Raw genomic sequence first — 6,963 nt, 5'->3', positions numbered from 1 at the left:
CGGCGAGGAGCGGGCAGTGGTCAAGAACGGCGAGATCAGAATAGCCACCGTGATGTCGGTGACGCTGTCGACCGACCACCGCGCCGTGGACGGTGCGCTGGGTGCCGAACTGCTGGTCGCCTTCAAGCGGCTGATCGAAAACCCGATGGGCATGCTGGTTTAGGGAAGCGAGAGGGCGGTGCGGATAGTCTTCACCAGCCTCTTCGCTTTCATCATTTCCGGATTCGCCACCGGACTGGCTGCTCGGAAACGGGCGGTCACAACCCATGGATGGCGGGTGAAGCGTGGGTTGATCGACGCACAGGTGGGCGCATGAAGACGGTTCTTTGTTACGGCGACTCGCTGACCTGGGGCTACAATGCCGAAGGTGGCCGCCATGCGCTGGAAGACCGCTGGCCAAGCGTGCTGCAGGCCGGGCTCGATGGTGGCGTCGAAGTTATCGCCGAAGGCCTCAATGGCCGTACCACCGCCTTCGACGACCACCTGGCCGGTGCTGATCGCAACGGCGCCAGGCTGCTGCCAACGGTGCTGACAACCCATGCGCCGATCGACCTGATTGTCATCATGCTCGGCGCCAACGACATGAAGCCGTGGATCCACGGCAATCCCGTCGCGGCCAAGCAGGGTATCCAGCGGCTGATCGACATCGTGCGCGGTCACGATTATCCGTTCGACTGGCCGGCGCCGCAGATCCTGATTGTTTCGCCGCCTGTCGTCAGTCGCACCGAAAATGCCGAGTTCAAGGAAATGTTTGCCGGCGGCGACGACGCCTCGAAGTTTTTGGCACCGCAATATGCCGCGCTCGCCGATGAGGCCGGCTGCGGCTTCTTCGACGCCGGCAGCGTGGCGCAAACCACACCTCTCGACGGTGTTCATCTTGACGCCGAAAATACGCGAAACATCGGCGAGGCGCTGACACCAGTCGTGCGCGTCATGCTGGAATTGTGAAGGAGAAAACCCGTGGCTGAGAACTATGACGTCATCATCATCGGCTCCGGTCCCGGCGGCTATGTCACCGCGGTGCGTTCCGCGCAGCTCGGCTTCAAGACGGCGATCGTCGAGCGCGAGCATCTCGGCGGCATTTGCCTTAACTGGGGCTGCATCCCGACCAAGGCGCTGCTGCGCTCGGCCGAGATCATGCAGTATTCGGATCACCTGAAGGATTACGGGCTGAAGCTCGACGGCAAGGTCAGCGTGGACACATCGGCCGTCGTTGACCGCTCGCGCAAGGTGTCGCTGCGGCTCAATGGCGGCGTTGCCTTCCTGATGAAGAAGAACAAGGTCGACGTCATCTGGGGCGAGGCCAAGCTTTCGAAGGCGGGCGAGATCGTCGTGTCCAAGACGGCCAAGAAGCCGATGGAGCCACAGCCGCCGGTGCCGAAAGGCGTCAAGGGCGAGGGCACCTATACCGCCAAGCACATCATCCTGGCGACCGGCGCCCGGCCACGCGCGCTGCCCGGCATCGAGCCGGACGGAAAGCTGATCTGGACCTATTTCGAGGCCATGGTGCCGAAGGAGATGCCGAAGTCGTTGCTCGTCATGGGGTCGGGCGCCATCGGCATCGAATTCGCCTCCTTCTACCGCACAATGGGCGCCGAGGTGACGGTGGTCGAATTGCTGCCGGCGGTGATGCCGGTCGAGGACGCCGAAGTCTCGAAGTTCGCGCAGAAGCAGTTCGAGAAGCAAGGCATGAAGATCATCCTCGAAGCCAAGGTGACCAAGGTCGAGAAGGGCACGAACTCGGTCACCGCGCATGTCGAGATGAAGGACGGCAAGGTCGAGAAGATCACCGCCGACCGCATGATCTCGGCCGTCGGCGTGCAGGGCAACATCGAGGGCCTCGGACTCGAGGCGCTTGGCGTGAAGACCGAACGCGGCTGCGTCGTCATCGATGGTTACGGCAAGACCAATGTGCCGGGTATCTACGCCATCGGCGATGTCGCCGGCCCGCCGATGCTCGCCCACAAGGCCGAACATGAGGGTGTCGTGTGCATCGAGAAGATCGCTGATTTTCCTGGCGTACATGCCACCGACAAGCTGAAGATTCCGGGCTGCACCTACTGCAATCCGCAGGTCGCCTCGGTTGGCCTGACCGAAGCTAAGGCCAAGGCAGAGGGCTGGGATATCCGGGTCGGGCGCTTCCAGTTCGCCGCCAATGGCAAGGCGATCGCGCTCGGTGAGGATCAGGGCTTCATCAAGACCATCTTCGACAAGAAGACCGGTCAATTGCTCGGCGCCCACATGGTCGGCGCCGAAGTGACCGAACTGATCCAGGGCTTTGTCGTGGCGATGAACCTGGAGACGACCGAGGAAGAGCTGATGCACACCATCTTCCCGCACCCGACGCTGTCGGAGATGATGAAGGAAAGCGTGCTCGACGCCTATGGCCGCGCGCTCAACGCGTGATAGATTGAAAGCGCTGCTACAGATGGAACCCGGCGGCAAGGTACATCGTTTGCGGATGCACTTTCATCCATCACACAAGGAGAAGGCATATGCACCTGAATGGCGTCGGCTGGATAGCAGCCATCATTATCGGCGGCCTGGCAGGCTGGTTCGCCGAAATGTTCATGAAGAGCAACACCGGCATCTTCATGAACATCGTTATGGGCATCGTCGGCGCGATCGTACTGAACGCCATTCTGCAGGCTCTCAATTTTGGCCCGTTCGGCGTCGGCTGGATTGCCTATCTGATCACCGGCTTTATCGGTGCCTGCCTGCTGATCTGGGCGGGACGCCTGGTGCGCCGCTGACATCCCTGAAGAGCTGCCATGCGAAAAAGGCTGTTGCGGCATGCGCCGCAGCGGCCTTTTTCTTTGCGCCGAAAAGTCCTAGATGACGTTATGACAACGAACGCCTGACTGGCGCTCGCCAATGAACCAGGTTTCCCGATGGTCACTGTCCTCGATACGATCGCCAACGCACCGCGCCTGCGGCATCCGGAAAAGGCGCACAAGCCTGATCAGGATGTCCTGCGCAAGCCCGACTGGATACGCGTCAAGGCGCCGATGTCGAAGGGCTATGCCGAAACGCGCGAAATCGTGAAGTCGCACAAGCTGGTGACGGTCTGCGAAGAGGCCGGCTGCCCCAACATCGGCGAGTGCTGGGAAAAGAAGCACGCCACCTTCATGATCATGGGCGAGATCTGCACCCGCGCCTGCGCCTTCTGCAACGTCGCCACGGGCATTCCAACCGCTCTTGACCCGGATGAACCGGCCCGCGTCGCGCATGCGGTCAAGCAGATGGGCCTTACCCATGTCGTCATCACCTCGGTCGACCGCGACGACCTCGCCGATGGCGGTGCGCAGCATTTCGCCGAGGTCATCCGCGCCATCCGGGCGGCGACGCCGCTGACGACGATCGAAATTCTGACGCCCGACTTCCTGCGCAAGGACGGCGCGCTGGAGATCGTCGTGGCGGCCAAACCCGACGTCTTCAACCACAATCTCGAAACCGTTCCGTCGAACTATCTGACGGTTCGTCCGGGCGCCCGCTATTTCCATTCGATCCGGCTGTTGCAGCGGGTCAAGGAGCTTGATCCGTCGATCTTCACCAAGTCCGGCATCATGGTGGGGCTGGGCGAAGAACGGAATGAAATCCTGCAGTTGATGGACGATCTGCGTTCGGCCAATGTCGACTTCATGACCATAGGCCAGTATCTGCAGCCGTCGAAGAAGCACCACCCGGTGATCCGCTTTGTTACGCCGGAGGAGTTCAAATCCTTTGAGACGATCGGCCGGACCAAGGGTTTCCTGCTGGTGGCGTCCAGCCCGCTGACGCGTTCATCGCATCACGCCGGCGACGATTTCGCCAAGCTGCGTGCGGCACGGGAAGCGATTCTCAAGAAATCAGCTTAATCAGCCGGTTTCATGCCAAAATTCGAAGCTACCCGACGCGTATCCCATACACCCGAGCAGATGTTCGCTTTGGTCGCCGATGTTGAATCCTATCCGCAATTCCTGCCGCTTTGCGAAGCGCTGACGGTTCGCTCGCGCAAGGAGCGTGACGGGCGTACCGTTCTCCTTGCCGACATGAGCATCGGCTACAAGGCGATCCGCGAAACCTTCACGACGCAGGTACTGCTGAAGCCCGACGAGAACACCATCGACGTGAAGTACATCGACGGGCCGTTCAAATATTTGAGCAATGTCTGGCGTTTCGAACCCGACGGCGCCGGTTGCGCCGTCCGCTTCTTCATCGACTACGAGTTCAAGAGCCGTATTCTGGGCGCGGTCATGGGAACCATGTTCGATCGCGCCTTCCGCATGTTCGCCGAAGCCTTTGAGAAGCGCGCCGACGTCATCTACGGTACAAAACCGTCTTGAGGCTTGCGCATGCTTTTCTGGATAGCAAGCACCGTTGGACTGGCGATCGCCTATCTCTTCGGTTCCATGCCCACGGGTTATCTGGCGGGGAAGCTGCTCAAGGGCATCGATATCCGGGAGCATGGCTCCAAATCCACCGGGGCAACGAACGTTTTGCGGGTCTTGGGAAAATGGCCTGCGTTGGTGGTGTTGCTGGTGGATGTGCTGAAAGGCGCTGCGGCGATCGTCTTTGCCCGCTGGTTCTATCCCTGGTTCATCACGTTGCCGTTTGTTACGCCATCAATCCCGCTTGACCTGCAAGCCTGGGTGCCTTGGGCTGTTTGCCTGGCCGGAATTGCCGTGTTGCTTGGACATGGCCGTTCGATCTGGTTGAATTTCACAGGTGGCAAATCCGCTGCGACGGGGCTTGGCGTGTTGCTGGCTCTGTCTTGGCCGGTAGGTGTGGGGGCTGCGGCGGCTTTTGGTGCTGTGCTGGCTACGTCTCGGATAGTTTCCCTGAGTTCGATGGTAGCGGCGTTGACCGCGATCGCCCTCATCTGTGGCCTGGAGCAACCGTTGGCCTATCGGTTGCTGGTGATTGCGGGCAGCACCTACGTGGTTGTGCGCCATCGTGCCAACATTCAGCGGCTGCTGGCTGGGACGGAGCCACGCTTGGGGCAAAGCAGCCCGGAATCGAAAACGTAGCCGCAAATCCGGCTTTCGGGTCCGCCCGCCCAACGTTTTATAATCCTATCCGAGTGCTTGCAGGCCCAGTTCCAGCGCTTGCCGGACCGTTTCGCGACGGATGAAATCGCGGCCTTTGTCTGCAAAGAGTTGGTGCTCGGCGACAATCGGTCGGCCGTCCAGCGCAACCCCGAACCAGACCAGGCCGACCGGTTTTTCCGCCGAACCGCCGCCTGGCCCGGCGATCCCGGTAACCGCCAGGGTCAGCCCGGCGCGCGAACGGGTAAGCGCGCCTGTCGCCATCTCGATCGCAGTCTCGCGCGAAACCGCGCCATGCGCATCGAGCGTGGCGGCGGAAACGCCGAGCATGTCCATCTTGGCTTCGTTGGAATAGGTGATGAAGCCGCGATCGACCACGGCGGACGAGCCGGCGATGTCGGTGAGTGCCGCGATGATCATGCCGCCGGTGCAGCTTTCCGCCGTTGCCAGCATGATGCCGCGTTTCTGGCAGGCTTGCAGCAAGGCATTTGCCAGGTCGCTGTTGGTCATTCCGGCACCTCGCCGGGAAACACCACGCTGGCAGTGGCGATCGCCGCAATGCCTTCCTCGCGCCCGACGAAGCCGAGCTTCTCGTTGGTTGTCGCCTTGATCGAGATGCGATCCGCGGAAATTGCCAGCATCTGCGACAGGGCTGCCGTCATCGCCTCGCGGTGCGGGCCGACGCGCGGCGCTTCGCAGATCAACGTGATATCGGCATTGGCGATGCGGCCGCCGCGCTCGCGCACCAGCCCTGCCGCATGCTCGACGAAGATCCGCGACGCAGCGCCTTTCCACTGCGGGTCGGACGGGAGAAAATGCGTGCCGATGTCGCCGGCGCCGCAGGTCGCCAGCAACGCATCGGTCAGAGCATGCAGACCGACATCGGCGTCGGAATGGCCGGACAGTTTCTTGTCATGAGCAATGGCGACGCCACACAGTGTGACATGGTCGCCGGGCTCGAAAGCATGGACGTCGTAGCCATTGCCGGTCCGGATGTCGGGAAAGCGCATACGTTCGCCGGAAAGCCGCTGGTCCGCCATGGCAATATCCCGTGCCCAGGTGAGTTTGACATTGTCCGGCGAGCCCGGAACGATCTTGACCGGAATATGCGCCCATTCGGCGATCGCGGCATCGTCGGTAAAATCCATTTTTCCCAGATGATGGGCTTTCTCGTGCGCGGCAAGGATGGGCCAGAACGGAAAGCCCTGCGGCGTTTGCGCCGCGTGAAGACCGCTGCGCGAAACGGTTTCGCCAACCACCCCGGAGGCCGACTCGCGCTTCAGCGTGTCGGCGACGGGCAAAGCGGGCAATGCGCCCTCGCGCTCGCCGATGGCGGCGATGGTGCGATCTATCAGGTCCGCATCGACAAACGGACGCACGGCATCGTGGATCAGAACCTGCCCCGGCGCGTGGTCTCTAAGGGCAAGCAGGCCGAGCCGGACGGATTCCTGCCTGGTCGCCCCGCCGATAACGGCGCTAACGCGCTCGGCGTTGGTGCCCGCCGCCTGCCGGAACAGTTCATGGTCGTCGGCATGAATGGCGACGACGATCTCGCCGGTCCGCGGGTGGGCCAGAAAAATGTCCAGCGTGTGTGCAATGACGGCAAAGCCGCCAATGTGTTGATATTGCTTCGGTCCGTTGGCCTGTCCGGCGCGCGCGCCACGGCCGGCCGCGACGATTACCACCGCGACCTTGCCATCCGCACTCGAAACGTGATTTTCACTTGCGTCAGTCATTGCAGATTGGCTTAGCGCACGATCCCGAAAAGTGTAATCGGTTTTCGGCAAAGATCGTGCGTCAAATATGAATCCCAAAGCGTCCTTTGCGCGTCCCACGGGGCGCGCGGCGCTTTGGCCACACCCAATCCCGAAGGCCAGCATTTTCCCAATTGCGCCTTAATGTGGCGTCATTCCGCGTTGCACATTGCGGCCGATAT

At 61.5% G+C, this 6,963-nt stretch carries 9 protein-coding genes; 7 read left to right on the top strand and 2 right to left on the bottom strand.

Annotated features, from left to right (window positions below):
• The 7 genes from EN955_RS11565 to plsY form a co-directional block, all read left to right on the top strand.
• On the top strand, window positions 1–163 hold a 163-nt coding region (locus tag EN955_RS11565; protein ID WP_206522615.1), incomplete at its 5' end, for a 2-oxo acid dehydrogenase subunit E2.
• 149 nt (window positions 164–312) lie between these two features.
• Entirely contained in the window at window positions 313–948 is a 636-nt protein-coding gene (locus tag EN955_RS11560; protein WP_024505188.1) for an SGNH/GDSL hydrolase family protein, read from the top strand.
• 12 nt (window positions 949–960) lie between these two features.
• Entirely contained in the window at window positions 961–2,406 is a 1,446-nt protein-coding gene (gene lpdA, locus EN955_RS11555; RefSeq protein WP_024505189.1) for a dihydrolipoyl dehydrogenase, read from the top strand.
• Between the two features lie 89 nt (window positions 2,407–2,495).
• Window positions 2,496–2,753 carry a GlsB/YeaQ/YmgE family stress response membrane protein gene (locus EN955_RS11550; protein ID WP_013531486.1) on the top strand — a complete coding sequence of 86 codons (258 nt, stop codon included), beginning with the start codon at window positions 2,496–2,498 and terminating at the stop codon, window positions 2,751–2,753.
• Between the two features lie 138 nt (window positions 2,754–2,891).
• A complete protein-coding gene (gene lipA / locus EN955_RS11545; protein WP_024505190.1) occupies window positions 2,892–3,857 on the top strand; it encodes a lipoyl synthase in 966 nt (321 codons plus the stop codon).
• A gap of 12 nt (window positions 3,858–3,869) precedes the next feature.
• Window positions 3,870–4,325 (top strand): type II toxin-antitoxin system RatA family toxin, encoded by a 456-nt coding sequence (locus tag EN955_RS11540; RefSeq protein ID WP_013531488.1) that lies wholly within the window; start codon window positions 3,870–3,872, stop codon window positions 4,323–4,325.
• A gap of 9 nt (window positions 4,326–4,334) precedes the next feature.
• Window positions 4,335–5,009 (top strand): glycerol-3-phosphate 1-O-acyltransferase PlsY, encoded by a 675-nt coding sequence (plsY, locus tag EN955_RS11535; RefSeq protein ID WP_024505191.1) that lies wholly within the window; start codon window positions 4,335–4,337, stop codon window positions 5,007–5,009.
• A gap of 45 nt (window positions 5,010–5,054) precedes the next feature.
• Here plsY and EN955_RS11530 read toward each other — a convergent pair whose 3' ends face one another.
• On the bottom strand, window positions 5,055–5,537 hold the full coding sequence (locus tag EN955_RS11530; RefSeq protein ID WP_024505192.1) for a CinA family protein: 483 nt from the start codon (window positions 5,535–5,537) through the stop codon (window positions 5,055–5,057).
• A complete protein-coding gene (locus tag EN955_RS11525; protein WP_024505193.1) occupies window positions 5,534–6,763 on the bottom strand; it encodes a bifunctional 2-C-methyl-D-erythritol 4-phosphate cytidylyltransferase/2-C-methyl-D-erythritol 2,4-cyclodiphosphate synthase in 1,230 nt (409 codons plus the stop codon). The genes EN955_RS11530 and EN955_RS11525 overlap by 4 nt, the downstream gene beginning before the upstream one ends.
• Window positions 6,764–6,963: the final 200 nt, after the last annotated feature.

Source organism: Mesorhizobium sp. M7A.F.Ca.CA.001.04.2.1, assembly GCF_003998485.1.
GTDB classification, from domain to species: domain Bacteria; phylum Pseudomonadota; class Alphaproteobacteria; order Rhizobiales; family Rhizobiaceae; genus Mesorhizobium; species Mesorhizobium ciceri.
This window is presented reverse-complemented; position numbering and strand designations above follow the sequence as displayed.